The organism is Bacillus mycoides (genome assembly GCF_001757995.1).
Classification (GTDB): Bacteria; Bacillota; Bacilli; order Bacillales; family Bacillaceae_G; genus Bacillus_A; species Bacillus_A mycoides_B.
This window is the reverse complement of record NZ_LXLV01000070.1, coordinates 235,104-261,757: the sequence shown is the minus strand read 5'-3', so window position 1 is coordinate 261,757 and position 26,654 is coordinate 235,104. Positions and strand designations below refer to the sequence as shown.

The following is a 26,654-nucleotide window of genomic DNA, read 5'->3' as shown; positions in this document are numbered from 1 at the left end:
TATTATATCAAAGATATGGTTTGAATAGTTTTTCGTGATTCTTCCGGATTGAAAGAATCGTCCATTTCATCTTAGTTGTAGGGGAAGGTCCTGTAATCCACATATGAAATGGTAGTATGCTGCAAACGACCATTGCTGAAATAGAGAGAGTGGCCGTTAATATAAATAGTAATAGGCTATATAATATTGTGTTTTCTTGTAGTGTGAATAAGGAAAGAAATTTTGTACATAGCTGTAAGAAGAAAAAATGAGCTAAATAAGCACCGTACGTGTAGTTTCCGATGAAACGTAAAGCTTTATATAAGAAACCACGTCGCTGTACAATTGTAATAGATAACACGTATAGTATGATAATTTCGCATACGATATATAGAAACATAGATGGTTTTAAATAGGTAGAAACAGTTAAATGAATAGAGTTCACGCCGTAAAAACTAAATAACTCATAATTGATAAATAAAAATAAAATGAAGAATAAGATTGTTATAAGCGGGATATGTTTCATGACGAATAAACGCCAAGTTTTTAATGCTACAGCAGCAATTCCCCCCATAACGAAATAGAATGAATAGAAGAAGAAAGAACGATCTGTGTAATGTAAAATGGTCGAACTAGTCAATTTCTCTCCATTGAAAATGTAGTGAGAAGAGTACCACATTAAAAGGAAATATAGACAAGCGAAAATGGTCATATATTTATATATGTCTTTTTTATTTTCTGTTCGTTTTTGAAACCAATAAAATAGTGTACATAGTAAAGGGAACAATAAATGAATTTGGAACATCATAATAACGTACCAAAGATGAGGTGCGGCTGTTCCAAGTAATAAACTTTTTATTCCACTTTGTACTGTAACGATTTCGTTTGTTGTTAATAAGTAAAGAATAGACCAGAAGAAATAAGGAATGAGTAGATGTGCGGCTTTTTCATAAAGATATTCTGTATATACTAGTTGTTTCGTATATTGACGAATTAAGTGAAATCCGACGATAAATATGAATGCAGGTGCTGAAAACTTTGCTAGATTAAATAGCATCCCCATGATGAGAGATTGCTCGAGTAAGATATTCCCTTGATTCATTGTATATAATAAGGAACTTTGCAAAACGACAGCAAGAAATGCAATGCTTTGCAAAACTTTAAATTCTGGTGCGCTTTGAGTCATTATGTCCATCTCCTTTTCCATACATGATTATAGTACGGAGAAAGGATAAAAGGTGTGGAATATTTGTGAAGATTATAACAAATTTGTGGCGGGATGAGATTATATTAACGGTTTTGCTAATATATCTATCGCAACTTCAAATATATCAACGATTTTTCCGATATATCTATCACAACTTCAAATATATCAACGATTTTTCCAATATATCGATTCACTGACAAATGACAACAAAAAGAGGATGCTCCAACGAGCATCCTCTTTCTATACATTAAGCAAATTTATTTTTCATCCAGTTCTTACCTTCTACAAGGCGAGCTGTCATTACGGCACAAGCGTTATCTCCTGTTACGTTTAACATCGTTGCAGGAGGATCGATGATTGTACTAATTGCTGCGATAATTGGCAATGCTTCTGGTGGGAATCCATATAGAGAAACGATTAACATTTCACCAATCATACCCCCGCCCGGAATAGCACCCATTACTGTTCCTACTAATAGAGAAACAACAAGTGCAATTGCTAATGTTTTCGGTCCTTCGAATTCCATGTTGAAAATACCGAATAAGAAAGCAATTTTTAATACTCCGCCTAAAACAGATCCGTCTTTATGAAGTGTAGATCCAAGAAGGACAACTGTTTCACGAACGTCAGAAGAAATACCCATTTTCTTCGTTGCGTCTAAGTTTGCTGGAATACTTGCGGCACTACTACAAGTTGCAAGTGATGTAACTGTAGGAGAGACCATGTTCTTCCAAAATATTTGTACACCTTGTTTGCGACCAGCAAGGTACGCATAGAAAGTAAAGAATACAAAGAAGTAAATAAGAGACGCTGGATAGTATACCATTGCTGCTCGGAAGTAAGTTCCAAGAAGTTGTGGTCCGAATTCACCAACTAATGCTGCGAAGTAAGCAGCTAGTCCGATTGGAGCGTAGTACATAATGAAAGATACAACTTTCATTGAAATTTCTGCACCAGCTTGTAGGAATGTAGCGAATGGCTTTCCTTTTTCTCCAACTGCTGAAGTTGCTACTCCCATTAAAATAGAGAAGAAAATAAGAGCTAACATGTTCTCACGAGATAGTAACTTCGAGAAGTCTGATACTGTTATGATACCGACAATTTGATCAGCAACACTAACTGCTTTTTCAGCTTTATCAGGCTGCGTTAGTTCTAATACAACACCTTGTGCTGGCGGGAATACTTTCACGATAATAATCATAAAAATAGCAGCTAAAATACTTGTAAATAAGAAAGTTCCAGCCATACTAGACATAATTTTACCGAAACGTTTTAATCCATCCATATTAGCAATAGATGACGCGATGCTAAAGAACACTAACGGTACAACAATCGTAAACATTAAGTTTAAGAAAATGTCACCAAGCGGCTTTAAAGCAACTGCATCGGCACCCATGAAATAACCAATGAAACCACCAATTAGGATAGAAGATAATAAAATAAGCGGAAAGCGATATGCCTTCATAAATATACCCTCCTATCGATTATAAAAAATCATACTGAATCATTATAGCGAGTTAGAGACTTCTTTACTAGGAAAATACGGATAGATGGAATAGCGTGAAAACCGAGAAATTTTTGTTTTTAAGCTCGGCATACAGTTAGAAATCTAGACATATATATTTGTAACCTAGTGGTGGCAAGGGCTGTACCATAACTTAGGTTTAGAAAAAGAGGGAGGGAAACAGGATGAATATTTTACTTTGCTGTGCAGCGGGAATGTCTTCCAGTTTGATAGTTACAAAAATGGAGAAAGCAGCACAGGCAAGGGGGATAGAGGTAAAGATTTGGGCTGTATCAGGTTCAGAAGTACGAAATCATATCGATGATGCGGATGTACTTTTACTTGGACCACAAGTACGTTATTTATTACCGAAAATGAAAGAATTATGTAAGGAGAAAGGAATACCTGTTGATGTCATTCAATCTGTCCATTATGGGCTTTGTAATGGAGAAGCTATCTTACAAGCAGCTTTGTCAATGAAACCATGAGGAGAGTGGGATAGATGATAAAGTTTTTAGAGAAATATGTGATGCCAGTGGCAGGAAGGATTGCAGAGCAGAGGCATTTGCAAGCGATTCGAGATGGAATTATTTTGACGATGCCTTTCTTGATTATTGGATCTTTCTTTCTAATTATTAGTGCTTTACCCATACCAGGGTATAATGATTTTATGGCAGGATTGTTTGGGGAGAGTTGGCAAAAAGCTTTGGGGTATCCAGTTAGCGCAACATTTAATATAATGTCTTTAATAGCCACTTTTGGAATCGCTTACAGACTTGGGGGATACTATAAGGTCGATGCATTAGCGGCAGGGGCATTATCACTTGTGACATTCTTACTTGCAACGCCGTTTCAAGTTGCATATATCGTGCCAAGTACGAAGGAAAGTGTACTTGTAGAAGGGGCTATACCAGCTGTATTAATGGGAAGCCAAGGGTTATTCGTTGCGATGATTATAGCACTTATATCTACTGAACTTTATAGATTTATTGTACAAAAAAAGCTGATTATAAAAATGCCAGAAACGGTACCACCAGCCGTAACACGTTCATTTGCAGCACTCGTTCCAGGGTTTATTGTTGTAACTGTTATTTGGATCTTGCGCTTAATGATAGAAAATACTTCTTTCGGCAGCATCCATAATATTGTGGGGAAAATTTTACAAGAACCACTTAGTGCACTTGGTGCCAGTCTTTGGGGCGCGGTAATAGCCGTTATTATTGTCCATGTACTTTGGGCGTGTGGAATTCATGGCGCTGCAATTGTTGGTGGTGTAATGAGCCCGATTTGGTTGTCGTTAATGGACCAAAACCGAATTGCTTTTCAGGCTGGGCAAGACGTACCGAATACGATTACTGCACAGTTTTTTGACTTATGGATTTATATGGGCGGTTCTGGTGCAACACTTGCTTTAGTTGTAGGAATGTTATTATTTGCGCGAAGTCAGCAATTGAAAAGTTTAGGAAGATTGTCGATTGCACCTGGTATTTTTAATATTAATGAAATGGTGACTTTCGGAATGCCGATTGTAATGAACCCACTTTTACTTATTCCATTTATATTGGTGCCAGTCGTGTTAACGATTGTTTCTTATTTTGCAATGGAGTGGGGATGGGTTGCACGTCCGAGCGGAGCTGCTGTACCTTGGACTACACCTATTCTTTTTAGTGGATATTTAGGATCAGGTGGGAAAATTTCAGGGGTTGTTTTGCAACTCGTTAACTTTGCGCTTGCATTCTTTATTTACTTGCCATTTTTAAAAATATGGGATAAGCAAAAAGTAGCGGAAGAAAAGGGGGAGTAAAGAGCTAAAATGGATATGATAGAGACGAAAGTTTTTCATTTAATCTTGCATGGGGGAAATGCGAGAAGTTGTGCAATGGAAGCAATTGATTGCGCTAAGCACGGTGAATTTAAGGAAGCGGAAGCTAAACTACAAGAAGCGTTAAATGAATTGCAAGAGGCGCACCGCTTACAAACAGAGCTCATACAGAAAGAAGCTGACGGGGAAAAGACCGAAGTTACCCTGCTGATGGTACATGCGCAAGATCATTTAATGAATGCTATTACAGTGAAGGAGTTGGCGAGTGAGTTTGTAGAATTATATAGGAAATTAGAAGATGATAAATGACCCTTGCTTATGCAAGGTTTTTTTTATGTTTTTAAAAGCGCCAGCGCCAGTGCCAGTTATGACGAAAAGAGGACCACTTACGCAGGATTGTATGTGTTATTTCCAAGTTTATGTGAAAATGAAAGTGTAAAGGGAGCTTCATTATATGGTTTATGCTGACTTTATATTGGAAACGAAAAATAGCAAAATTAAATCATTAATTCAGATGAATAGACTATGTATGTGTGTTTACCATCAGTGGAGTGTTATAAATTCCACTGATGGTATTTTTATATTAACAAGCCTCCTTCTTCATGGGTAAATGGGGATGATAATTAATCGATAGTAACAAATTCTCCTACACCACGAATTAATTTTTTTATATGCATACGTTCTGGTTTTAATACGCTTATTATAGAATCAATGGCCTTTTGAGGATCGACAGATGTGCCGCAAGTATAACAATCAATTGCTGCAAATTTCTTTTCAGGATAAGTGTGAATAGAGAGATGGCTTTCTGATAGTAAAATTAATACCGTAACTCCATAAGGGTAGAATTCCTTGTTACTTACATTTAAAACATGGGCACCAGAGCGATTCGCAGCGGCAACTAAATGATGCTCTAAAAAATGAATATCATTTAATAGAGAAAAATCTACGCCCCATAAATCTACTATTATATGACGCCCAAACGTAGAATATTCCATATATTTGTACCCTCCTTGTCAAAACTTCATTTCTTTTTGATAGCAATGATGTAGGGTAAGGTCAGATTCTGAATTTAAAACGGCATTGTTACGTTGATCTAAATGTTCTTCTTTAAATTGAAATAAAGGAGCAAGAAGAGAAGGTAATGTTCGAGGGGATGGTACTACGTATAATTGTTCAATTTGATCGAGTACAAACGAGGAGTTGGCAGCAATATGAAATCCCCAGTCAGTTCCGAAAGAAGGAACAATTGTATGATAGCTTTTTACAGTTAATCCGGCATGTTCAATTGTGTTACCAATACTCCAATATACAAGAGGTGCATCAGCAGGTGAATTAGATTGGCAAACAAATGCGCCATCTTCTGTTAGGAACGTAGCTATAAGGGCAAAGAGTTCAGTCGTATATAAAGTACTTAATACTTCTGTCGCCGGATCCGGAAAATCAATAATAATTACATCATATAAAGAGGAAGGGGATTTCAGAAATTCTTTTGCATCACATACATGCACATTAGCACGATCATCAAAAAATGCGCGTTGGTTTAAAGAAACTATTTCTGGAACATTGCGGGCCATCTTAATCATTTCTTCGTCTAAGTCGACGAGGTCTACATGAAGAACCGTTTCATATTTTAAAACCTCTCTTAAAGCAAGGCCATCGCCACCACCTAATATGAGAACACGCTTTGGATCTATTACCTTTGACATAATTGGATGGACAAGTGCTTCATGATAAATTTGTTCATCGACGGAACTAAATTGTAGTTGTTTGTCTAAATAGAGACGGATATCGCTTACTTGGAGTAAATTAATGTTTTGATAATTGCTTTTTTCTTCAAATAAACTTGTATGTTCGCCAGCTTGTATTTCTTTTAGCGAAATTTCATCCCATACATCTAAGCTGTGCGAATCTGTGGGTACTATTATTACATTTTCCGATTGTACTTGCTTATCGTCTTCGTCCTGTTTATCTTGCTTGTCCTGTTTATCTTGCTTGTCCTGTTTATCTTGCTTGTCCTGTTTATCTTGCTTGTCCTGTTTATCTTGCTTGTCCTGTTTATCTTGCTTGTCCTGTTTATCTTGCTTGTCTTGTTTATCGTGTTTATCCTGTTTATCTTGCTTGTCGTGTTTATCTGGTTTGTCCTGTTTATCTTGCTTGTCCTGTTTATCTTGCTTGTCTTGTTTATCGTGTTTATCTGGTTTGTCCTGTTTATCTTGCTTGTCCTGTTTATCTTGCTTGTCTTGTTTATCGTGTTTATCTGGTTTGTCCTGTTTATCTTGCTTGTCCTGTTTATCTTGCTTGTCTTGTTTATCGTGTTTATCTGGTTTGTCCTGTTTATCTGGTTTGTCCTGTTTATCTGGTTTGTCCTGTTTATCTGGTTTGTCCTGTTTATCTGGTTTGTCCTGTTTATCTGGTTTGTCCTGTTTATCTGGTTTGTCTTGTTTATCTGGTTTGTCTTGTTTATCTTGCTTGTCTTGTTTATCTTGCGTATCTTCAGTGTCCTGTTTGTCTAGTTTATACGTGTTTGAATCTAATTCAGAACCCTCTTCATGTTTATACCATTTATTTTGAAACTGTATTCTATAAATCTTCATTCTATTCTTTTTTCTATGCTTTGGCATTGGAATCCCCTTTCAAAATACTTTATTTTATTCTATTCTATGTAATTTAATAGAGTTTGACTGGACAATAGGTAGACGAGTGTCTTGAATAGGTATTTGTTTTTGATTTGAGTCGAAATATTATATTTTTCGTTATTATATTGTCACGCTTTAAAAAAATTAGTGTTTTTTGTTTCAAACACAACTAGACAACTAAACACTAATCTATTTTCATACAGTTATGTGTTAAAAGCGTGTTGTTTTATAACACACTGTGTGTTTTTTTGGTGACACACTGATTGAAAGCGGTAACACACAAATGAATTGCTCGAAAAAACGCTGATTTTAGGCGTTTTAAAAAGTTGGCACGCTAATTGCATTAATAAATAGCGTAAAGAAAAATAAAAAACATAAATTTTTATACCACACAAGGGGGATTTATAAATGAATATTTTATTATGTTGTTCAGCAGGGATGTCTACAAGTTTACTAGTTACAAAAATGGAAGCGGCTGCAAAGGCTCGCGGTCTAGAAGGTAAGATTTGGGCTGTATCTGGGGATGCAGTAAAAAACAATATCGATCAAGCAGATGTACTATTATTAGGACCACAAGTTCGTTACATGCTCTCTTCAATGAAAACGCTTGCCGATGAGAAAAACGTTGGAGTCGATGTTATTAATCCAATGCACTACGGCATGATGAATGGAGAAGCAGTTTTAGATCACGCGTTAACACTTAAAAAATAATTAGGGGGGAAGCGAAATGCAAAAATTTATTGCATTTATGGAGAAGTATTTAGTTCCAGTCGCAGGTAGAATTGGATCGCAGCGCCACTTAGTTGCAATCCGTGATGGCTTTATCGCAGTTATGCCTCTTATTTTAGTTGGATCGTTTGCGGTACTTATAAATAATTTACCAGTTGATGCATTCCAAAAGCTTATGAAGGGTGCATTTGGGGATGTTTGGAAAGATGTCGGCGGTGGTATGTGGACAGGATCCTTTGCAATATTGGCTCTCATAGCCGCAGTTGGGATAAGTTATAATTTAGCAAAATCTTACGGTGTAGACGCGTTGTCAGCAGCAATTATTACATTCGGTGCATTAATTATTATATCTCCGACAACGCCAAAAGAAGGCGGTATTGATTTAGCTTGGACAGGATCACAAGGTTTATTCGTTTCCATAATTGTTGCTCTTCTTGTAACGGAGGTATTTCGATTCTTTGTTCAAAAGGATATTACAATTAAAATGCCAGATGGTGTTCCACCAGCAGTAATGAAGTCATTCGCAGCGTTAGTACCAGCATTCGTTATTTTAATCGTAACAGCAGGCATTCAATTAGCAGTGAAATTAGCAGGAACAAGTATTCATAAATTCGTATTTGAAACAATTCAAGTACCATTACAAGGTTTAGCGGGCACATTACCAAGTGCAATTATTATCGCGTTACTTATTCACGTATTATGGTTCTTTGGATTACATGGTCCTAATATTATCGGTGGTATTATCGATCCAATCTATTTACCAGCATTAGAAAAGAATATTAAATTATTTAACGATGGTATGTCTGCATATGATGTACCGCACATTTTCACAAAACCATTCTTTGATGTATATGTGTACATCGGTGGATCAGGTGCGACATTAGCATTTTTAGTAGCAGTAATGCTTGTTGCGAAAAGTGCACAGCTTCGTGGTGTAGGTCGCGTATCTATCGGTCCTGGTTTCTTCAACATTAATGAACCAGTTATTTTCGGTACACCAATTGTATTAAATCCAGCGTTAATTATTCCATTCGTACTTACACCAGTTGTATTAGTTATTACTTCTTATACAGCGATTTCCTTAGGGTGGGTACCAAAAACAGTTGCTTTAGTTCCGTGGACAATGCCACCAATCTTTAGTGGTTATCTTGTAGCGGGCGGAAGCATCGCTGGTGCTGCATTGCAGCTAGTAAACTTTGCAATCGCGGTAGTAATCTACTATCCATTCGTATTAATGTGTGACCGTACGTATGTACAAGCGTCAAAAGATGCTGCAAAAGCAAGCGACAATTCAGTATCACTTTAAAAAGTATTGTTCTGGCGAGTTTTTATAGCTCGTCAGAACAACTAACTTTTATATCATGTTCAAAAAGATGAAAAACATCTACAAGAACACCAAACTATCATTAATAAAATAATAATTTAATAGACATGTTCAAACTGAAGGGGTATTTAAATCGGTTGAACCATAATAGAGAGGGCGGTAATTATGATGACTACAGCAGAACAAATTCCATTCCAATTGATTTTAAATAGTGGTAATGCACGAAGCTTTGCAATGGAGGCACTTCAATTTGCCAAACAGGGGAAAATGGCAGAAGCAGACGAAGCGATGGTAAAGGCGAAAGAAGCGATTAATGAAGCGCATCATTTCCAAACAGAGCTCATACAATCAGAAGCAAGAGGGGAAAAAACAGAGATTAGTGTTCTTTTAATTCATGCACAAGATCATTTAATGAATTCTATTACAGTAAAAGAATTAGCAGCAGAATTTATTGACCTTTATAAAAAGCTAGAAGCGAAAGGGGAATAAAGCATGACTGGAATTAAAATTGCTACAATCGGCGGTGGATCTAGTTATACACCAGAGTTAATTGAAGGATTTATTAAACGTTATGATGAGCTTCCTGTTCGTGAAATTTGGTTAGTAGATATTGAGGCAGGAAAAGAGAAGTTAGAAATCGTTGGTAACTTAGCGAAACGTATGGTGAAAAAATCAGGTTTACCAATTGATATTCATTTAACACTTGATCGCCGTGAGGCATTAAAGGATGCTGACTTCGTAACAACACAGCTTCGCGTCGGTTTATTAGAAGCACGTGCAAAAGATGAAGCGATCCCGTTAAAATATGATGTAATTGGTCAGGAAACGAATGGTCCTGGTGGTTTATTCAAAGCACTGAGAACGATTCCTGTTATTTTAGATATTTGTAAGGACATGGAGGAACTTTGTCCAAATGCATGGTTAATTAACTTCGCGAATCCAGCTGGTATGGTAACAGAAGCTGTCCTTCGTTATACAAATATTCAAAGAGTAGTTGGTCTATGTAACGTTCCAATCGGAATTCGTATGGGTCTTGCAAGATTACTTGAAGTAGATGCAAGCCGTGTCCACGTTGATTTCGCTGGTTTAAATCATATGGTATACGGATTAGATGTATACTTGGATGGCGTAAGTGTAATGGATCGTGTATTAGAACTTGTAACAGATCCAGAAAAGCAAATTACGATGGAAAACATCGCTGCGCTTAACTGGGAGCCAGATTTCATTCGCGGCCTTCGTGCAATTCCGTGTCCATACCATCGTTACTACTACAAAACACGTGAAATGTTAGAAGAAGAGAAAGAAGCTTCGATTGAAAAAGGTACACGTGCAGAAGTAGTAAAACAATTAGAAAATGATTTATTCGAGTTATATAAAGACCCGAATTTAGATATTAAACCACCACAATTAGAAAAACGTGGCGGAGCTTATTATAGTGATGCAGCATGTAGCTTAATTACGTCTATTTACAATAATAAAGGTGATATTCAACCTGTTAATACGAGAAACAACGGAACAATTGCAAGCTTGCCACATGATTCGGCTGTTGAAGTGAACTGTATTATTACGAAAGAAGGTCCAAAACCAATTGCGGTTGGAGACTTACCGGTACCAGTTCGCGGTTTAGTACAGCAAATTAAATCATTTGAGCGCACAACAATTGAAGCTGCTGTTACAGGGGATTATCATAAGGCGCTGCTTGCTATGACAATTAATCCACTTGTACCATCAGATAAAGTTGCAAAACAAATTTTAGATGAAATGTTGGAAGCACATAAAGAACATCTTCCACAGTTCTTTAAAAAGGTAGAAAAATAAGAAGCGGCGCTATTTAGCCCGCTTTTTTTATTTCAGTAGGAGGGATAAAGGTGATTAAGTTAATTGTAAATGCAGATGATTTCGGTCTTACAGAAGGTACAAATTACGGAATTATTGATGGACATAAAAACGGGCTTGTAAATTCAACGACGATGATGATGAATATGCCGGGGACAGAGCATGCGGTACGTTTAGCAAAAGAGTATAAAACGTTAGGGATAGGAGTTCATCTCGTATTAACGGCAGGAGAACCGCTTCTTAAAGACGTTCCATCACTTGTGAGTAGCGATGGATTGTTTCATAAACAAGTAGTTGTATGGGGAGGAAATATAAATCCAGAAGAGGTAGAAAGAGAGTGGACGGCTCAAATTGAGAAGTTTTTATCTTACGGTTTAATACCAACTCATTTAGATAGTCATCATCACGTGCATGGGTTACCGCTTTTACACGACGTTCTTGAGAGATTAGCAAGTAAATATAATGTTCCAATTCGTCGTTGTGAGGAAGAGCGAGCGGTGCGCCCATTTTCAGATGTGTTTTACAGTGATTTTTACGCTGATGGTGTAACGGAAGATTATTTTGTGAAGTTAAAGGAAAGAGTGCAGGACGAGCAAACGGTAGAAATTATGGTTCATCCAGCTTATATTGATCCAGAGCTTGTGAAACGTTCTTCTTACGTAATGGATCGTGTGAAAGAGTTACGTATTTTAACGGAGAGTGAGCTGCCTGAGGGAATGGAGCTTGTGAAGTTTTAATAAGAAAACGACGGTTGAATAGGGCCGTCGTTTTTTGTGCTTACAAAATGGATAGAACATATCCACCGAAGGCCCCGAGTATAACGATAACCCAAGGTGGTGTTTTCCAAAAAGCGAGTAAGCAAAATAGAAGAGAAGCAAAAACGAAATCTACAGAATTCATAATTGTACTCGTCCAAATTGGATCATAAAAAGCTGCAAGTAAAATACCGACAACAGCTGCGTTTACTCCAAGTAGTGCACCTTGTATGTAAGATACTCTCCTTACACTGTCCCAAAATGGTAAAACGCCAACAACGAGCAGGAAGGCAGGAAGAAAGATAGCGATCGTTGCAACAACTGCTCCGGCGGTTCCATTTAGCACTGCTCCTATATAAGAAGCGAATGTAAATAGTGGCCCTGGCACTGCTTGTGTTAATCCGTATCCGGCTAGAAATTGTTCTTTTGTCATCATCCCGTTTTGTACAAATTCGCTTTCAAGAAGAGGAAGTACGACATGCCCTCCTCCGAATACAAGTGCACCAGAGCGATAGAAGCTGTCAAATAAAGAGATGAAATAAGAGTACGGTCGTAACATTGGTAGCAGTATTAATAGCCCGAAGAATAAGACGAGACAAGACATAGCTACCATTTTTGAAATAGGTACGTTTATTTTATTTGCTTGGCTAATTGGCTGACCGCGATATAAAAACCAACCAATAAAGCCAGATACTATAATGAGAATGACTTGTGTCCAGCTACTTGTCCATAATAGGGCGATTGCGGCAGTTGCAATTGCAATCGTTGCGCGGTTTCGATCCGGTGTTAACTTTTGAGCCATTCCCCATATTGCATGAGCGACAATTGCGACCGCTACAAGTTTCAGTCCATGAATCCAGCCTGTACTTCCAAGTTCGAACTGGTTAAGGAAGGAAGCGAAGAAAACTAAAACGAGCACAGATGGTAGAGTGAATCCAATCCAGGAAATAATGGCACCTAATAATCCGCCGCGTAATAGCCCAATCCCCATCCCGACTTGGCTGCTGGCTGGTCCAGGAAGGAATTGACATAGTGCTACTAAGTCTCCGTAACTTCGTTCATCCATCCATTTTCTTTTTTGCATGTATTCGTGGTGGAAATAACCAAGATGGGCGACGGGACCACCAAATGAAGTAAGTCCTAATTTAAATGATACGAGGAAAATCTCTATTAATGATTGGAAAGAGTTGTTATTATTTTTCAAAATTTCCTCCTAGACTGTTTTTCTAAGTGCATTATACAAGAGGGAGTAAAGCAAAAGAAACGATTTTAATGTAAAGATTGTGTGAATCTTTTCTTCGTAATTAAAAGTTGAAAAAGTCATAAATGATTATGTCTAAACCATAAAGTAGTAGAAGTAGTGCTGGGAAATTTATATGAGGAGAATGCCCGTATGACAACACATTTCTTTGCTAGGTTAACAGGGAAGAGGGAAGTACCTCCTGTAAATACAGAAGCTTACGGTGTAACAGAGCTCATTTTTAGTGAAGATTTAAAGAAGTTGCAATATCGGGTCATATTAAAAAACATAAAAAAAATCACGTCATGCCAAATTCATTTAGGGAAAGCGAATCAAATGGGCCCAGTTGTTTTAAGTTTGTTTGGTCCGTTAGAGCAAGGAATTAGTGTGAATGAAGGAGTCGTTACTGGTGTAGCTAAAGTGGAGGATTTTGAAGGGCCTTTACAGGGGAGAGCATTTGACAGCTTGTTTCAAGAGATAATGCAAGCAAATGTATATGTAAATGTTTATACGAAATCTAATAAAAAGGGAGAAATAAGGGGGAGAATAAGGGAAGTAAAGAAGTAAGCGAAAAGGCTGTCCAAAAAACATTTTGGAACAGCCTTTTCTAATTATATAGAGTGCTACTATTGTTGATTATTGTCGGTAAATCAATATATTTTAAAAATCACTAATATAATTTCACTTACTACGTACTTAGGTACTACTCGAAAATATCGCCTAGTTTAATTCTTTACAGGTTGATTTTTGATGAAGAAGTCCATTACATAAAATACTTCGTCATCTGGTATTTGTATTTCAAATGTATTTTCGATAGGTTGCAGTGCTTTTTTCACTTTCATATACATCCAGTACTCATCTTGTCTTCGTTTCTCTTTATCAGGATGAGGGAGGAGACTTTCGCCTTTTTGAAGACGGTCAACCATGCAGCTCATATGCAAAATCACACCCATTAAACTGTCGGGAGTTAGCTGTAAAGAAATCAATTCTTGAATTGTATTTAATGCATAACGAATTGTTTTAATAAGTAATGCCCCATCGTTACGCTGCATTTGTTGTTCAAGAATATCAGCCATTTTCGCATATGTTTCTTCATACGTAATTAATTCTTGAATTGGTTGAATAGCTGTGTAGTTCACAATGTCTTGGAAATGATATGTTAAGCAAGGTACTTGCACATCGAAATTCGTGACGATACAAATGATGTTACGCTCTTTCTTAATGTTCTCAATCATTTTCGTTAAATCTTTTTCGTGAACGATGCTAATCGGAATAATTTCAATTAAGTCTTTATCAAAGCGTAAATAGTTCTCTAACATTTTTTGAATTGCTAAAGCACTTCCTTCGCCAGTTAAACAAGCTGTTAAAATCACGGATTTCATTGGCGACAGTGGCTTTTTCTTTTCTTCCTGTACGTTTAAATAGAACGGCGTTAAGTTCTTCACTGTTTCGTATAGTGCATCTAATGAATAGCCAAGCTGAGCTTTTCGAGCTGCTTCTAATGCGTGTGGTGTGCTCGTCATTGAAAGAACACGGACAGGGATTTTGAATTCAGTTTCTAATATATCACCAATATAAGCGAGAGATCCCATATCAACAAGCAAGAGAAGCCCGTTTACATTTTGAAGTGTTTTCATATACACTTTAACACGCTCTAAGAAGTCTTTTGGTGATTCATGCAAGGGCATATCGATACCAGTTACTTCATCGATACCGAGAAGTTCGTTTGCAACGTTTGCCATTTCTGTTGCGATGCCATTACCGTGTGCTAATATTAATACTTTTACTTCTGTTTGTGAGGCAGGAATTGGATCAACAACGAAGAACATTGTTAAAAAGCCTGCTTCATCAATAGGCATGGTTATTTGTAATTCTTCTTCTAATAGCTGAATACATTGCATAGCTACGGAAAAAGCTTCTTTATATTTCGTACGAATTTGATTTAATTGTGGGTGGTGAATTTGTTTCCCGCCCTGTAAACGTTGTAGAGTTGTCTGTACATGTAAACTTAAGGCGAGAAACACTTTTTCATCGAAAGTTTTAGATAAATATTTTTCAGCTAGTTCCGCAATTTTTTCACATACAGAAACAATATTACGATCCACAATTTTAAAAACATTTTCATGACTTGTTTTTTTAGATATTTGGTTAAAGTATTGGACGAAAAAGCTTTGAACATCATTTTCTATTAGTAATTCTAATTCTTCCTCTTCAATGCCTCGTGCTTGAAGTTCTTCATATTTATAATCAATATAATCGTAAATAGAAGAGCGACTTCCTTCGGGTTCTACTGTATGCTTACTCCAACCTTCATCGCCTGTAAATACAAATGTTTCATTTGGTATTTGATATAGATGACGGCTCTTTCTTTCAATAAATAATCCCTCTTTCATATACCAAGGTAAATCTGTACTTGAAACACAGACAGAATCACGTTTCTTTGTTACGAAATCAGAATAAGCTTTCGCACAGGCAATTTGTACGTCCGTTTTCAATTGACCGATGTTATTTGGACAATTGTAAAAGACGAAAGCACGCATTGTATTTGGACTAACATGAATCTCTTTCCTTAGACGAATTGCTTCATTTGTGAAAAATAGCTGTAGTAAAGCAAACCGTTCTTTATGTGTTCGCTCACGAAGTGGTGGAAGCGTAACGGTCATCGGAATACGTCTTGTAAATGTTTTTAATAAAAATGAATTTGGTTCTTCGGTTGTTGCAGTAATAATCAACACTCGTGCCTTACGTTCATTTTCTGTTTCTCCAAGGCGGCGGTATACCCCGCGGTCAATAAAGGTGAAAAGCATTTCTTGTCCCTCTGGAGGAAGGCGATGTACTTCATCTAAGAAAAGGATTCCTTCATGTGCTTTTTCAATTAACCCTTTTTGATCACTAGCACCTGTGTAAGCTCCTTTTTTTATCCCAAATAACTGTCCAAGTAGTAGTTGTGGATTGTTTGCATAATCAGCACAGTTAAAGACGATAAAAGGTGCATCTTTTGGAAGTTGTTCCACTTCAATTGCGTATTCGTGCATTAAAGAAGCGAACATCGATTTTCCGACACCTGTTTCTCCAAGTAGTAAAGTATGCATACCGTTTGGAGGATAGAGAATAGAAGCTTTTGCTTTTTCAATTGCAATTTTTAGGCTTGTATTTTCAATAGCAAATGTATCTAATGAAGTACCCTTTGCTGAATGCGTTTCCAATGAAGTGTTCGTTTCTATATAAAAACGGACAGGGCGTGTACTCGTTTTTAATAAACGATTATCTTTCACAAGCTTGTTTAAATCGCTACTAACATTTGCACGGTCTAACTGTAGAAGTGTAGCGAGTTCTGATGCTGTTACACCTTCTGTATAATTCCCTTTTTGTATTGCGTTAAAAATGAGATCTATTCGTTTCATTTCTATTCACCTCGAAACTTCATCACTATTTAAAATTTTACACAAAAATGAGAAGTGTGGGAAGAGAAAAATAAAACAGCTTTAGTACATAGGCACTAAAGCTGTTACAATCTTGTGTCTTTCCAAAAATTCACTTCGAGATGGGAAGATGGATTGTAGGGAAGTAGTTTATATCCTTGTGAGTGTAAATAATCAATTACTTTTGGGAGTATTTGCACTGTGACACTAGAATCATGCATTAAAATAACCTCTACTTGTTCATCGCTTTGATTTCGTACTCTTTCTAGTATTGCGGAAGGATTATCATAGCTTTTCCAGTCATATGTATCAATTGTCCAATCCCACATTTTATACTGGGCAGATACGAGTGCATCACGGTAATTCTTTTTTAAGTAAGGCATGCTACCGTATGGGACACGAACGAGATGTGTATTTAAATGTGTAACTTGCTGGACAATGTTTTGGGTTTGCTCCATTTCTGCAATTAAAACAGATGGTTCACCAGTATAAAGACGTTTTACATCATGCGACATACTATGGAGACCGATATAATGTCCATCTTTAATCAATCGCTCCATCGTTTTTTTATAATGTGGCACCTTTCCGCCAATAACGAAGAAGGTTGCTTTTCCGTTCTTCTCTTTTAAAATATTTAAAATTTGTGGTGTGTATTTATTTGGTCCGTCATCAAATGTTAAGTACGCAATTTTTTTTGTAGGAGAGGTAGTTTGAGTGCTTTGGTGATCTTCTGCTTGAATGTCTGTAGTTGCTTTTGTATTCGATGATGCGTACATAGTAATAGTTAAAAATAAAATTATACATTGAAGTAATCGCTTGATCATAACATTCACCCTCAGTTTGACAATCAAGATGTAAAAATAAAAATTTGATACTTTTTTCGTTATACGTATATCTTTCTCCAATAGAGGCACTCTCAAACAATCTATATTTTGGAAATGGGGAATAAGGATTAAAAAATAAAAAATAGCCTCCTCTTATGAAAAGAGGAGGCTATTTGAATATTTCATAATAGTAAAGGCTATACTACAATTAGTCTTCGCGTTTTTTCACTTTTTTATAGAAGGAAATAATTGGTTTGTAACGTTCGTGTACAAGACCGATTACTTCAGCAATGATTTCTGTAAAGAAGATTAAAACGAAAAGAAGAATGATGGATAACCATAATGTCGCACTAGTGAAAATGATTGCATTTACACTAAAGAAAATACCAAATGCGTAAATAATTAGTACCGTTTTACGATGAGAGAATCCCATTGCAAGTAAACGGTGATGTAAATGCGACTTATCTGGTGCTGAGATAGGCTTTTTATTTACGATACGGCGGATAATTGCAAACGTCGTATCAAATATAGGTACACCTAAAATAATAATTGGAACGATAAAGCTGAATAACGTTACGCTTTTGTATAATCCAAGTAACGATATAACAGAAATACAGTATCCTAAAAATAGTGCTCCTGTATCTCCCATGAAGATTTTTGCTGGATGGAAGTTGTAGAATAAAAATCCAATTGTACTTGCTAATGTAATCAGTGCTAGAGGTAATATAATAGCTGCTCCAGTACCCCATGGGCTAGTGAAGGCCATATATGCTAGCGTTGCAAGTACGATAGATGAAATCCCTGCGGACAATCCATCTAATCCATCAATTAAGTTGATGGCATTTGTAATACCGACAATCCAAAATACTGTAATTGGATAAGCAAGCCATCCGAGTTCAGTATCTCCAAGGATTGGAATATATAATACTTGCACTAATAATCCACTTTTGACAATCATGATGGCAACTAATAGTTGTCCACCGAATTTTACCTTCGCAGATAGTTCGTACATATCATCTAAAATCCCGATGATAACAATGATGATAGCACCTAAAGTTATCGATAGCATTCTTTGTTCGTATAATCCACCAACAACAAATCCTACAGCTACACCAATGAAAATTGCTAACCCGCCAAGACGAGGCATAATTTTTTGGTGTACTTTACGCGCGTTTGGCTTATCTGTTGCTCCTATTTTGAAAGCTAATTTAATAACTAAAGGAGTAACGACGAGTACAGTGATGAAAGATGCCAAAATGGCATAAATCACTTGTGAGTCCATTAATACCCCACCCTTTATAGTTTAACGTAATTTTTTCAATTGTATTTATCTGAAAATTATGATGTTTATTTACAGGCTCATAACATATGGTATCACAAAAAGATTAGAATTCAATCTTTTTTTCTTTTGGCTGTAAAGGGTAGTGAATAGAATATATGACAATTGGATATGGAATGTTGTGTCCTTTGAGAAGGTTGCTCTCATATTGTGGCTTGTAATATGACATTGTACTTCCCTCTCATATAGCGATGACTTTTGTTTCAGTATTATAAGTGTTGCACGTAAAAATGAGTAAGTTCCGTGTTAAATTGTGGGAATTTACATTTTGTATATATTGCATCATTTAACTTTACAAAATCTTAAAAAAGAATGAAAAAACAATTCATATAATAAAGAAGTGACAGAGTTTTCTCATTCTTAGTGTGAGGGGGGGAAGCACAGGGAGAATTCTATGTATTCGTATATTTTCTTATGTATATTCCTGTGCGAAAGGAAAATGAAAATTACGATAATAGGTATCGGATATGTTGGATTGATTACGGGAGTAGGATTGGCGAGATTGGGACATTCAGTCACATGTTTCGATATAAATAGTGAAAAAATTGAACGGATTAAACAAGGCGAGTTACCTATTTATGAATGTGGATTAAGTGAATTAATAAATGAAGCATACGAAAATAGTCATTTAACTTTTACAGCAAGTAAATCAACGGCATTTAATGATGTAGAGTTTATATTTATTGCAGTTGGAACGCCATCTTCATTAGATGGAACAGCAGATTTAACGTATATTCGTAGTGCTTGTGATGATATTGGAACATATGTGAATAACGATATTATTGTTGTTACGAAAAGTACGGTTCCTGTAGGGACAAATGATGTAATGAGAGAATGGATTGAGGATAAACTACAAGGTAGACATGAATTATATATTGTATCGAATCCAGAATTTTTAAGGGAAGGTTCTGGTATTTATGATTTTTTTCATGGTGATCGTATCGTAATTGGAGCATGTAGTAAAGAAGCTGCAAGGAAAGTGGAGAGTTTGTACAGTAAATTAAGCTTAAAAACGTATATTACAGATATTCGAAGTGCTGAGATGATTAAATATGCATCTAATGCTTTTTTAGCTACGAAGATTAGTTTTATTAATGAAATTTCTAATATATGTGAGCAAGTGGGCGCAGATATATTAGATGTAGCTACAGGGATGGGGATGGATAAGAGAATTGGTGCATCTTTTTTAAATGCAGGCATCGGATATGGAGGATCTTGTTTTCCAAAAGATACGAAAGCACTTGTGCAAATTGCAGGGAATGTTTCTCATGATTTTCGCTTGTTGAAAGCAGTCATCGAAGTGAATAATAAACAACAGTTGTTGTTAGTTGAAAAAGCGAAGAAAATTATAGATATGAAGAAGAAACGAATTGCGGTTCTTGGTGCAGCATTCAAACCGAATACTGACGATATTAGGGAAGCACCATCTCTTATTATAATAGAAGAATTGATTAATATAGGTGCGGATGTGGTTGTATATGACCCGCAAGCCATTCAAAATGTAAGAGGTTTATTTGGAAATACGATACGATACGCTGAGTGTATAGATGAATCGATTAGAGAGGCGCATGCAGTTTTTATCGTAACAGAATGGGAATCAATTCGAAATTATCCGCTAGAAAAGTATGCACAGCTTATGAGGGAACTTATTCTATTTGATGGGAGAAATTGTTATACTAATGAGGATGCCGAGAAGCAGGGATTAGATTATTACTCAGTTGGGCGAAAAGGTGTCTGTAATAGTAATGTTTCTCAGGCGCGTTAAAAAATGTATTTCTACATGCATATTTTTATATGCGATAATAGAAGTTTTAACTAGTGAAAGAAAAGAGGAAATGAAATGACTGAACGTTTAAAAGTAATGACAATTTTCGGGACACGACCAGAAGCAATTAAAATGGCACCTCTTGTATTAGAGTTGCAAAAGCACCCAGAAAAGATTGAATCAATTGTGACTGTAACAGCACAACACCGTCAAATGTTAGATCAAGTATTAAATATCTTTGGAATTACGCCAGATTTCGATTTGAATATCATGAAAGATCGTCAAACGTTAATTGATATTACAACACGTGGTTTAGAAGGTTTAGATAAAGTAATGAAAGAAGCGAAGCCTGATATCGTACTTGTGCATGGTGATACAACGACGACATTTATTGCAAGCTTAGCTGCTTTCTATAATCAAATTCCAGTAGGACATGTTGAAGCAGGACTTCGTACATGGGATAAGTATTCTCCATATCCAGAAGAGATGAATCGCCAACTAACAGGTGTAATGGCGGATCTCCATTTCTCACCCACAACAAAATCAGCAGCGAACTTACAAAAAGAAAATAAAGATAAGTCACGTATTTTCGTAACAGGAAATACAGCGATCGATGCACTGAAGACGACTGTAAAAGAAACTTATAGCCATCCGGTGTTAGAGAAACTTGGAAATGATCGTCTTGTACTTATGACAGCACATCGTCGTGAAAACTTAGGAGAACCAATGCGCAATATGTTCCGTGCAATTAAGCGTCTTGTTGATAAGCACGAAGATGTACAAGTTGTATATCCTGTTCATATGAACCCTGTTGTTCGCGAAATAGCGAATGATATTTTAGGTGAGCATAGCCGCATTCATTTAATTGAGCCGCTAGATGTAATCGATTTCCATAACGTTGCAGCTCGTTCATACTTAATGTTAACTGATTCTGGTGGTGTACAAGAGGAAGCACCATCACTAGGTGTGCCAGTTCTTGTCCTTCGTGACACGACGGAACGCCCAGAAGGTATCGAAGCAGGTACATTGAAATTAGCAGGAACCGATGAAGAGACAATCTTTGGTCTTGCTGATGAGTTGTTATCTGATAAAGAAGCTCATGATAAGATGACGAAAGCATCTAACCCTTACGGCGATGGTCGTGCATCAGAGCGTATTGTAGAAGCGATTTTACAACACTTCAACAAGTAGAGTGAAACTTTAATAAATGGGGTTTGCATCTTCCGTTTATTATTAGCCCGCAACAATTGCGTGAAATAAAAAGAGCCAAATCGTATACGATTTGGCTCTTTTTTTATTCATGATTCCTCATAATCCACTCTGCATGAGCATTTGTAGAAGGGGGAGGAGGCGGTGGTGTTTTGTTCTCACTCGGCTCCTTCTTTGCTTTTGCGCTGGAGTTAGAATTTGAATCGGAATTTGTATTCTCATTTTTCGTAGTCTCTGTTGGAACTTTTGCTTTTTCTCCTATTTCCTTTTCAATTTCGTTACGTACAGTCTCTACACTGATTGGATCTGGAAGGAAGTAATAAATACCGCCAATTTTTCTGTCTTCTCCTTCAAGTTTTAACGTTTGTATTGTAGAAGGATCGAATCCAGAGATTTTATTGTAAAGAGCAAGTCCGTCTGAAATAGGAATATCGGTTTTTATATATTTTCCAACTACCTTTGTTAAATCTTTAATTTTAAATACGGTAGAAGCAGAGTTTAGCTTTTGGGCAACAGCAGCCAGTACTTGTCTTTGTCTAGCAGCTCTACCATAATCACCGTTAGGATCTTGCTTTCGCATACGGACGTATGCGAGTGCTTCTTCACCATTTAAGTTCTGTTGACCTTGTTTAAATTGGATTTTTTTATAGTAATCCACGTCAGAGCGTTCCCAGAAATCGAAGGGGACATCAACGGTAATACCGTCAACAGCATCAACGATACCTTTAAAGCCTTGGAAATCAATTTTAATATAATGATCAACAGGAACGTTTAAAAACCCTTCGACAGTGTCAATTGTCATCTTTTCTCCACCGTAAGCATGAGCAGCGTTAATTTTGTCTTCTTTATTTTTGCCAACAATCTTAACACGAGAATCGCGTGGGATACTCATAAGTGAAATCTTTTTTGAGTTTGGATTAACTGTTGCGAACATAAGTGAATCTGTTCGACCGTTTTGACCATCTGTTGCGTAATCTTCAATACCCATAATTAGTATTGTGAAAGGTTTTTTTGTGATTTCCACATCTTCTGCTCGTAATTTAGATTTTTCACGAGCAAATCCACTGTACATCCCCATGAGAGAAGTGTAGGAATTTAACATATAAAGTCCTACGCTACCAAATAAAAATGCGAAAATAAGAAAGAAGAAAAGTTTTCTTCTACGTTTCTTTTTTATTCTGCTATTTTGGAGATGATAATAACGTTCTTCCATATATAATCTCCTTATTCATTTGTAGGGAATTAATTCACTACATTAATCTTTAAAGGCGATAAGTTAGCTATTCTTAGATAACGTCTTGTTCTAAGTACAACATATCCCCTTCCTTAATTGTACATTTCCCGTTTGTTAATTCAATCATCCAATTTGTGAATGGTTGTTTTTTGTCCTCTTCTACATACGTATTAAATGTGACATTTTCTAGGTAATGTATATCTTTAATGGCATATTCTGAATTGCGTAATTCATTTTCGACTTTGCCAAGTAAAGTGTAATCAATTTCTGTTTGCATAACGCGCATTAGTTTTCGCTGGACAACGCCTACATGGTTAAGACCTTCACTTGTACATTTTCCATATGCACGAATTAATCCGCCAGCACCAAGTTTAATGCCGCCAAAATAGCGCGTAACGACAACGGCAGTATCCTTTAGACCTCGTTTTTTTAATACCTCTAACATAGGTACACCAGCTGTGCCGCTCGGTTCACCGTCATCGTACGCTTTTTGAATTTGATCTTGTTCACCGATTAAATATGCGGAACAATTATGTGTTGCATTCCAATTTTGTTTTTTTATTTTTTGTATAAATGCTTGAGCTTCCTCTTCAGTTGTGGCTCGACTTACATAGCAAATGAATCTTGATTTTTGAATGACAATTTCGTGCTCACCGTAGCCTTTAATTGTTAAATATTGTAATAACAATGGTATACGCCCCTATCTTTCAAAATGACTAGTACTTTACATTTTAAAAGCGAGCGTTTTTATATTCAAACATTTTTTACAAATATGTTGAAATTTTTGGTGAGTATTTTATCTTTTTGTTGTAATTTGTCGAGCGGGTGATTGTAGTTTCTAACCGGCATTTTTATGTATGGATGCACCTTTTCTAGTTTTCGTGTAAAATTAGGGGATAAAAATTTTTTATAAGGCAGGTACGAAAATGAAAACAGCTATTGTTACTGATAGTACAGCATATATACCAAAGCATATTCGTGACGAACTCAATATATATATGATTCCATTAAACGTTGTGTTTGGAACGGAATCTTATCAAGAAGAGGCTGAAGTTTCAGCGGATGATTTTTATGTAAAAGTACGTGAACAAGAGGAACTTCCGAAAACTTCGCAACCAGCAATTGGAAAGTTTTTAGAGTTATATGAAGAGTTATCTAAAGAATATGATGCAGTTATTAGCATTCATCTTTCTAGTGGGATTAGTGGTACATACCAAACAGCAACGACAGCTGGACAGATGGTAGATGGTATTGATGTATATACGTACGACTCTGAAATTAGTTGTGAAGTGCAAGGATTTTACGTGCGTGAAGGTGCGAAATTAGTAAGTGAAGGGAAAGCCCCAGAAGAGATTATCGCTCGCTTTGATGAAATGAAGCAAACGATGGATGCTTATTTTGTAGTGGATGATTTACATCATTTACAACGCGGTGGAAGATTAAATAGCGCGCAAGCTTTCATCGGTAGTTTGTTACAAGTCAAACCAGTATTATACTTTAGAGATAAAGTAATTATTCCATTCGAAAAAATTCGTACGCGTAAAAAAGCGTTAAAGCGTATCGTTGAAATCTTTGATGAGCAGGCAAATAAAGGTGTGCCTATGGAAGCTGTTATTATTCATGCGAATCGTGAAGAGGAAGCTAATGAATGGAAACAAGAATTAGAAGAGATATACCCTCATGTTACAATTCGCACGAGTTATTTCGGAGCTGTAATTGGGACGCATTTAGGTGAAGGTGCGCTTGGTTTAGGCTGGTATACGAAGTGATAAAGATATAAAAGCTCTCTTACTTGAAGAGGGTTTTTTTACGGATATTTTACGGGGATTTGACAAGTTAATATTTGGAAATGGTAAAATGTACGTAAAATTAAAGAATGAGGAAAGTTTTATTACTTACTTTTTACAAGAAACTATCTTATAATAGAAGAGAGGTGAAACATATGGAGCATAATTCTTGTTTATGTCCAAAGTTTGAGTCAGCTTTTACAATGCTTAGTAAGAAATGGACTGGCTTAATTATTAAATCTTTGTTGGAAGAGCCGAAACGCTTTAGAGAAATCGCAGATATTATACCAAATATGAGCGATCGTATGTTGTCAGAACGTTTAAAGGAATTAGAAGGCGAAGGCATTGTAATTCGTAGTGTTTACCCAGAAGTACCAGTTAGAATCGAGTACGGTTTAACTGATAAAGGGAAAGCGTTGGAAAGTGTTATGGATGAGGTCCAAAATTGGGCTGAGAAATGGATGAAGTAACGTTTCTATCTCATTCATATTGGAGTATTTTCAAAACGTAAGGGAATCCCTTACGTTTTTTTCAATTCTATAAAAAACGGAGTAAGGCTCTTAAAATTCTACATATATATACAAATTTAGATATAATTTGCTATAGAGATAAATGTAATATTACATTTATTTTACAAAACCGTAACATTAGCAAAAAAACTCCCGAATTATGGTATAAATTTTAATAGGTTATATACGGAAAATGAAAAAAGAAAGCGGTGTGAAAAATAAAATGAAAAAGCTAAAAATGGCATCTTGCGCATTAGTTGCAGGGTTAATGTTTTCAGGGCTAACACCAAATGTATTTGCAGAAGATAAAATTTCTGACGTGAAATCACAAATTAACACACAAAATGATACTTTACATAAACAACAACAAGAACGTGATGAACTACAAAAACAAATGAATGATTTAAACAAAACAATCCAAGGTTTGGATAAGTCTGTTCAAGAGAACTCTTCAAAACTTGATGAAACAACAAAAAAAGTTTCTGATACTGAGCAATTAATCGAAAATAAAAATAAAGATATTGCAGAACTACAAACAAAGATTGCAAAACGTGAAGAGTTATTAAGAAAACGTTTAGTTGCACTTCAAGAACAGCCAAATACGAACATTGTGACAGAAGTTCTTGTAAACTCTAAAAACGTTGCAGATTTAGTTGATCGTTTAGCTTCTGTGTCTAAAATTATGGAATCTGACGAAGATATCATGAAAACACAACAAGAAGATCAAGTGAACGTGAAAAAAGATGTTGAAACAGTAAAAACGAAGCAAAAAGAATTAAAAGAAGCACAAGCTCAAATTGAAACTGCTAAGAAAGAACTTGACGTTGAAAAAGAGAAAAAAGCAACAGCAGTAAACGATTTAAGCGGTAAAATGGATACAGTTGTAACTTCAATGACAAGTACGGAAGGTCAATTGAAAGATCTTGAAAAACAAGCACTGCAATTACAACGTATTGCGGAAGAAGAAGCGCAAGCAAAAGCAGCACAAGAAGCTGCTGCTCAAAAACAAGCAGAACAAGCTGCTAAAGAAGCACAAGCTCAGCCAACGCAAGCGCCTGCAGAGCAAGCTGCACCAGCGAACAATGGTGGACAAGCTCAAAAAGAAGAACCTAAAAAAGAAGAGCCTAAAAAAGAGGCACCTAAACAAGAAAAGAAACAACCAGAGCCAGCACCAGGGCCAACTCCGGATCCTGGCGTGATTGGTAAAGCACGACAATACTTAGGTATGCCATATGTTTGGGGGAGTGCATCTCCATCAAACGGTGGTTTTGACTGTAGTGGATTCATTTCATACGTATTTGGTGTAGGTCGTCAAGACGTTGCAGGTTACTGGAACTCAGTTTCTAAAGTAAGTAGCCCACAACCTGGAGATTTAGTATTCTTCCAAGGTACTTATAAAGCAGGTCCATCTCATATCGGTATTTACGTTGGTAACGACCAAATGATTCATGCTGGTGATAAAGGGATTGCTTACTCTAGCTTAAGCAGTAGCTACAACCAAAAACATTTCTTAGGATACGGTAGATTCTAGGA

The 26,654-nt window shown here is 36.4% G+C and carries 24 protein-coding genes; 14 read left to right on the top strand and 10 right to left on the bottom strand.

Translation table 11 applies throughout. The features are described 5' to 3' along the window. Positions 1 to 7 precede the first annotated feature (7 nt). The gene (locus BWGOE10_RS25815; protein WP_070145508.1) at positions 8 to 1,165 is read right to left on the bottom strand and encodes an acyltransferase; all 1,158 of its coding nucleotides are present in this window, start codon (positions 1,163 to 1,165) and stop codon (positions 8 to 10) included. A 268-nt stretch (positions 1,166 to 1,433) separates the two neighbouring features. Next, positions 1,434 to 2,651 (bottom strand): dicarboxylate/amino acid:cation symporter, encoded by a 1,218-nt coding sequence (locus BWGOE10_RS25810; protein WP_070145507.1) that lies wholly within the window; start codon positions 2,649 to 2,651, stop codon positions 1,434 to 1,436. A 224-nt stretch (positions 2,652 to 2,875) separates the two neighbouring features. Here BWGOE10_RS25810 and BWGOE10_RS25805 point away from each other — a divergent pair, with 224 nt between their 5' ends. From BWGOE10_RS25805 to BWGOE10_RS25795, 3 genes are read left to right on the top strand one after another with little or no spacing between them, the layout of a single operon-like run. Continuing rightward, entirely contained in the window at positions 2,876 to 3,178 is a 303-nt protein-coding gene (locus BWGOE10_RS25805; protein WP_002198836.1) for a PTS sugar transporter subunit IIB, read from the top strand. A 14-nt stretch (positions 3,179 to 3,192) separates the two neighbouring features. Next, positions 3,193 to 4,494 carry a PTS cellobiose transporter subunit IIC gene (gene celB, locus BWGOE10_RS25800; protein ID WP_070145506.1) on the top strand — a complete coding sequence of 434 codons (1,302 nt, stop codon included), beginning with the start codon at positions 3,193 to 3,195 and terminating at the stop codon, positions 4,492 to 4,494. A gap of 9 nt (positions 4,495 to 4,503) precedes the next feature. Further along, positions 4,504 to 4,821: a PTS lactose/cellobiose transporter subunit IIA gene (locus BWGOE10_RS25795; RefSeq protein WP_070145505.1), complete on the top strand. Its 318-nt coding sequence runs from the start codon at positions 4,504 to 4,506 to the stop codon at positions 4,819 to 4,821. A 314-nt stretch (positions 4,822 to 5,135) separates the two neighbouring features. Here BWGOE10_RS25795 and speD read toward each other — a convergent pair whose 3' ends face one another. Together speD and BWGOE10_RS25780 are read right to left on the bottom strand one after the other, a co-directional pair. Further along, on the bottom strand, positions 5,136 to 5,507 hold the full coding sequence (gene speD / locus BWGOE10_RS25785; RefSeq protein ID WP_070145504.1) for an adenosylmethionine decarboxylase: 372 nt from the start codon (positions 5,505 to 5,507) through the stop codon (positions 5,136 to 5,138). A gap of 18 nt (positions 5,508 to 5,525) precedes the next feature. Then, the gene (locus BWGOE10_RS25780) at positions 5,526 to 7,133 is read right to left on the bottom strand and encodes a polyamine aminopropyltransferase (protein WP_070168354.1); all 1,608 of its coding nucleotides are present in this window, start codon (positions 7,131 to 7,133) and stop codon (positions 5,526 to 5,528) included. A gap of 423 nt (positions 7,134 to 7,556) precedes the next feature. Here BWGOE10_RS25780 and BWGOE10_RS25775 point away from each other — a divergent pair, with 423 nt between their 5' ends. The 5 genes from BWGOE10_RS25775 to chbG all read left to right on the top strand — a co-directional run bounded on the left by BWGOE10_RS25775 (position 7,557) and on the right by chbG (position 11,774). Continuing rightward, the gene (locus BWGOE10_RS25775) at positions 7,557 to 7,859 is read left to right on the top strand and encodes a PTS sugar transporter subunit IIB (protein WP_001023564.1); all 303 of its coding nucleotides are present in this window, start codon (positions 7,557 to 7,559) and stop codon (positions 7,857 to 7,859) included. A 16-nt stretch (positions 7,860 to 7,875) separates the two neighbouring features. Then, positions 7,876 to 9,183: a PTS cellobiose transporter subunit IIC gene (gene celB / locus BWGOE10_RS25770; protein ID WP_070145495.1), complete on the top strand. Its 1,308-nt coding sequence runs from the start codon at positions 7,876 to 7,878 to the stop codon at positions 9,181 to 9,183. 183 nt (positions 9,184 to 9,366) lie between these two features. Continuing rightward, positions 9,367 to 9,690, top strand: a complete 324-nt coding sequence (locus BWGOE10_RS25765; protein ID WP_000989054.1) for a PTS lactose/cellobiose transporter subunit IIA — start codon at positions 9,367 to 9,369, stop codon at positions 9,688 to 9,690. Positions 9,691 to 9,693: 3 nt separating this feature from the next. Further along, positions 9,694 to 11,019, top strand: coding sequence for a 6-phospho-beta-glucosidase (celF, locus tag BWGOE10_RS25760; RefSeq protein WP_070145494.1), 1,326 nt, complete (start codon positions 9,694 to 9,696; stop codon positions 11,017 to 11,019). A 50-nt stretch (positions 11,020 to 11,069) separates the two neighbouring features. Then, positions 11,070 to 11,774 (top strand): chitin disaccharide deacetylase, encoded by a 705-nt coding sequence (gene chbG, locus BWGOE10_RS25755; RefSeq protein ID WP_070145493.1) that lies wholly within the window; start codon positions 11,070 to 11,072, stop codon positions 11,772 to 11,774. A 40-nt stretch (positions 11,775 to 11,814) separates the two neighbouring features. Here chbG and BWGOE10_RS25750 read toward each other — a convergent pair whose 3' ends face one another. Then, positions 11,815 to 12,996, bottom strand: coding sequence for a chromate transporter (locus BWGOE10_RS25750; RefSeq protein WP_070145492.1), 1,182 nt, complete (start codon positions 12,994 to 12,996; stop codon positions 11,815 to 11,817). Positions 12,997 to 13,185: 189 nt separating this feature from the next. Here BWGOE10_RS25750 and exsM point away from each other — a divergent pair, with 189 nt between their 5' ends. After that, positions 13,186 to 13,599, top strand: a complete 414-nt coding sequence (gene exsM, locus BWGOE10_RS25745; protein ID WP_070145491.1) for an exosporium regulatory protein ExsM — start codon at positions 13,186 to 13,188, stop codon at positions 13,597 to 13,599. A gap of 158 nt (positions 13,600 to 13,757) precedes the next feature. Here the strand turns inward: exsM and BWGOE10_RS25740 are convergent, their stop codons facing one another. The 3 genes from BWGOE10_RS25740 to BWGOE10_RS25730 form a co-directional block, all read right to left on the bottom strand. After that, positions 13,758 to 16,436: a PRD domain-containing protein gene (locus BWGOE10_RS25740; RefSeq protein WP_070145490.1), complete on the bottom strand. Its 2,679-nt coding sequence runs from the start codon at positions 16,434 to 16,436 to the stop codon at positions 13,758 to 13,760. 104 nt (positions 16,437 to 16,540) lie between these two features. Further along, positions 16,541 to 17,278 carry a polysaccharide deacetylase family protein gene (locus BWGOE10_RS25735; RefSeq protein WP_070145489.1) on the bottom strand — a complete coding sequence of 246 codons (738 nt, stop codon included), beginning with the start codon at positions 17,276 to 17,278 and terminating at the stop codon, positions 16,541 to 16,543. Positions 17,279 to 17,486: 208 nt separating this feature from the next. Next, the gene (locus BWGOE10_RS25730) at positions 17,487 to 18,560 is read right to left on the bottom strand and encodes a glycosyltransferase family 4 protein (protein WP_070145488.1); all 1,074 of its coding nucleotides are present in this window, start codon (positions 18,558 to 18,560) and stop codon (positions 17,487 to 17,489) included. Positions 18,561 to 19,011: 451 nt separating this feature from the next. Here BWGOE10_RS25730 and BWGOE10_RS25725 point away from each other — a divergent pair, with 451 nt between their 5' ends. Together BWGOE10_RS25725 and wecB are read left to right on the top strand one after the other, a co-directional pair. Further along, the gene (locus tag BWGOE10_RS25725) at positions 19,012 to 20,382 is read left to right on the top strand and encodes a UDP-glucose dehydrogenase family protein (protein ID WP_070145487.1); all 1,371 of its coding nucleotides are present in this window, start codon (positions 19,012 to 19,014) and stop codon (positions 20,380 to 20,382) included. Positions 20,383 to 20,457: 75 nt separating this feature from the next. After that, positions 20,458 to 21,573 (top strand): non-hydrolyzing UDP-N-acetylglucosamine 2-epimerase, encoded by a 1,116-nt coding sequence (wecB, locus tag BWGOE10_RS25720; protein ID WP_070145486.1) that lies wholly within the window; start codon positions 20,458 to 20,460, stop codon positions 21,571 to 21,573. A 103-nt stretch (positions 21,574 to 21,676) separates the two neighbouring features. On the opposite strand, the gene BWGOE10_RS25715 is transcribed toward wecB, so the two are convergent. Beyond that, on the bottom strand, positions 21,677 to 22,804 hold the full coding sequence (locus BWGOE10_RS25715) for an LCP family protein (RefSeq protein ID WP_070145485.1): 1,128 nt from the start codon (positions 22,802 to 22,804) through the stop codon (positions 21,677 to 21,679). A gap of 73 nt (positions 22,805 to 22,877) precedes the next feature. After that, positions 22,878 to 23,513 (bottom strand): YigZ family protein, encoded by a 636-nt coding sequence (locus BWGOE10_RS25710; RefSeq protein WP_070145484.1) that lies wholly within the window; start codon positions 23,511 to 23,513, stop codon positions 22,878 to 22,880. A gap of 238 nt (positions 23,514 to 23,751) precedes the next feature. Here BWGOE10_RS25710 and BWGOE10_RS25705 point away from each other — a divergent pair, with 238 nt between their 5' ends. From BWGOE10_RS25705 to BWGOE10_RS25695, 3 genes are all read left to right on the top strand, one after another. Continuing rightward, entirely contained in the window at positions 23,752 to 24,594 is an 843-nt protein-coding gene (locus tag BWGOE10_RS25705; RefSeq protein ID WP_070145483.1) for a DegV family protein, read from the top strand. A gap of 173 nt (positions 24,595 to 24,767) precedes the next feature. Continuing rightward, positions 24,768 to 25,082: a winged helix-turn-helix transcriptional regulator gene (locus BWGOE10_RS25700; RefSeq protein WP_070145482.1), complete on the top strand. Its 315-nt coding sequence runs from the start codon at positions 24,768 to 24,770 to the stop codon at positions 25,080 to 25,082. Positions 25,083 to 25,314: 232 nt separating this feature from the next. Continuing rightward, complete coding sequence (locus tag BWGOE10_RS25695) at positions 25,315 to 26,652, top strand: NlpC/P60 family protein (RefSeq protein ID WP_070145481.1); 1,338 nt, start codon at positions 25,315 to 25,317, stop codon at positions 26,650 to 26,652. Positions 26,653 to 26,654: the final 2 nt, after the last annotated feature.

Bases quoted from the DNA above. Each gene is read 5' to 3' on its own strand.
- BWGOE10_RS25815 (WP_070145508.1), bottom strand. From the start codon at position 1,165: ATGACTCAAAGCGCACCAGAATTTAAAGTTTTGCAAAGCATTGCATTT.
- BWGOE10_RS25810 (WP_070145507.1), bottom strand. From the start codon at position 2,651: ATGAAGGCATATCGCTTTCCGCTTATTTTATTATCTTCTATCCTAATT.
- BWGOE10_RS25805 (WP_002198836.1), top strand. From the start codon at position 2,876: ATGAATATTTTACTTTGCTGTGCAGCGGGAATGTCTTCCAGTTTGATA.
- celB (WP_070145506.1), top strand. From the start codon at position 3,193: ATGATAAAGTTTTTAGAGAAATATGTGATGCCAGTGGCAGGAAGGATT.
- BWGOE10_RS25795 (WP_070145505.1), top strand. From the start codon at position 4,504: ATGGATATGATAGAGACGAAAGTTTTTCATTTAATCTTGCATGGGGGA.
- speD (WP_070145504.1), bottom strand. From the start codon at position 5,507: ATGGAATATTCTACGTTTGGGCGTCATATAATAGTAGATTTATGGGGC.
- BWGOE10_RS25780 (WP_070168354.1), bottom strand. From the start codon at position 7,133: ATGCCAAAGCATAGAAAAAAGAATAGAATGAAGATTTATAGAATACAG.
- BWGOE10_RS25775 (WP_001023564.1), top strand. From the start codon at position 7,557: ATGAATATTTTATTATGTTGTTCAGCAGGGATGTCTACAAGTTTACTA.
- celB (WP_070145495.1), top strand. From the start codon at position 7,876: ATGCAAAAATTTATTGCATTTATGGAGAAGTATTTAGTTCCAGTCGCA.
- BWGOE10_RS25765 (WP_000989054.1), top strand. From the start codon at position 9,367: ATGATGACTACAGCAGAACAAATTCCATTCCAATTGATTTTAAATAGT.
- celF (WP_070145494.1), top strand. From the start codon at position 9,694: ATGACTGGAATTAAAATTGCTACAATCGGCGGTGGATCTAGTTATACA.
- exsM (WP_070145491.1), top strand. From the start codon at position 13,186: ATGACAACACATTTCTTTGCTAGGTTAACAGGGAAGAGGGAAGTACCT.
- BWGOE10_RS25740 (WP_070145490.1), bottom strand. From the start codon at position 16,436: ATGAAACGAATAGATCTCATTTTTAACGCAATACAAAAAGGGAATTAT.
- BWGOE10_RS25735 (WP_070145489.1), bottom strand. From the start codon at position 17,278: ATGATCAAGCGATTACTTCAATGTATAATTTTATTTTTAACTATTACT.
- BWGOE10_RS25730 (WP_070145488.1), bottom strand. From the start codon at position 18,560: ATGGACTCACAAGTGATTTATGCCATTTTGGCATCTTTCATCACTGTA.
- BWGOE10_RS25725 (WP_070145487.1), top strand. From the start codon at position 19,012: ATGTATTCGTATATTTTCTTATGTATATTCCTGTGCGAAAGGAAAATG.
- wecB (WP_070145486.1), top strand. From the start codon at position 20,458: ATGACTGAACGTTTAAAAGTAATGACAATTTTCGGGACACGACCAGAA.
- BWGOE10_RS25715 (WP_070145485.1), bottom strand. From the start codon at position 22,804: ATGGAAGAACGTTATTATCATCTCCAAAATAGCAGAATAAAAAAGAAA.
- BWGOE10_RS25705 (WP_070145483.1), top strand. From the start codon at position 23,752: ATGAAAACAGCTATTGTTACTGATAGTACAGCATATATACCAAAGCAT.
- BWGOE10_RS25700 (WP_070145482.1), top strand. From the start codon at position 24,768: ATGGAGCATAATTCTTGTTTATGTCCAAAGTTTGAGTCAGCTTTTACA.
- BWGOE10_RS25695 (WP_070145481.1), top strand. From the start codon at position 25,315: ATGAAAAAAGAAAGCGGTGTGAAAAATAAAATGAAAAAGCTAAAAATG.